This is a genomic window from Vreelandella hamiltonii (assembly GCF_014651775.1).
GTDB classification, from domain to species: Bacteria; Pseudomonadota; Gammaproteobacteria; order Pseudomonadales; family Halomonadaceae; genus Vreelandella; species Vreelandella hamiltonii.
Genome location: NZ_BMXN01000063.1, coordinates 1 through 921, shown reverse-complemented (window position 1 = coordinate 921; position 921 = coordinate 1). Strand labels below are relative to the sequence as shown.

The 921-nt window shown below is 51.7% G+C and carries 1 protein-coding gene; it reads left to right on the top strand.

The features are described 5' to 3' along the window. Positions 1-67: 67 nt before the first annotated feature. A protein-coding gene (locus tag IE091_RS18340) for an IS5 family transposase (RefSeq protein ID WP_096921760.1) occupies positions 68-921 on the top strand; the annotation gives its coding sequence in 2 pieces (ribosomal slippage) (positions 68-409 and positions 412-921; 852 coding nt in all).

Sequence of the window (921 nt, the reverse complement as noted above, 5' to 3'; positions counted from 1 at the left end):
CTAGGTTTTGTACGAAAAGTCATATCTGCTAAATTTGCCTATGCGATAGCTGCATAGGAGAACCGTCATGGTCGAACGTTATGAAGTCTCTGATAACGGCTGGGCACAGATTGAAGACATTGTATCGCCACCTCAACTCATGGGGAGGCCTAGGCGAGATGACCGGCAAGTTCTCAACGGTATTTTCTGGGTGCTGTGCTCTGGTGCTAAATGGCGTGATCTGCCTGAGCGCTACGGTCCTTGGTCTACCGCTTATGAACGCTTTCGCAAATGGCGAGATGACGGCACGTTTGAGGCCATTCTTTCTCGCTTACAGCTCAAGTTACGTGAAGACGGCTTGATGGATTTGGATACGTGGATGATTGATTCAACATCGGTTCGTGCCACCCGTGCTGCCGCAGGAGGCGGCAAAAAAGGGGCTCTGAAGAACCGCTAGATCATGCCCTTGGCCGCAGTCGCGGGGGGTTAACCACCAAAATTCATTTGGTTTGCGATCGTCATGGTTGGCCTCTGGCATTCACGCTGTCTCCCGGCCAAGAGGCAGACTCTCGGCACTTTATTTCGACATTAGAGAGCGTTTATCTGCCTGGTAACGTAGGGCGCCCGCGCAAACGTAGTCGCTATATGGTGGCTGATAAAGGCTATGACAGCGATGAGCTGCGTCGTTATTGCGATAGGCACGGGATGAAGCCGGTCATAGCTCAACGCAACATGTATCGAAGAAGGCGGCCAGGTCTACCTAGACGGTTTGATAAGCCTAAATATCGACAACGAAATGCGGTAGAACGCTGTTTTAGCTGGCTAAAGGAGCTACGCCGCATTGCCACACGCTACGATAAGTTAGCAAGCAGCTTTAGGGCGATGGTATGCGTGGCATGCATAGACCGCTGCCTGCGAGCTAACTTTTCGTACAAAGCCTAG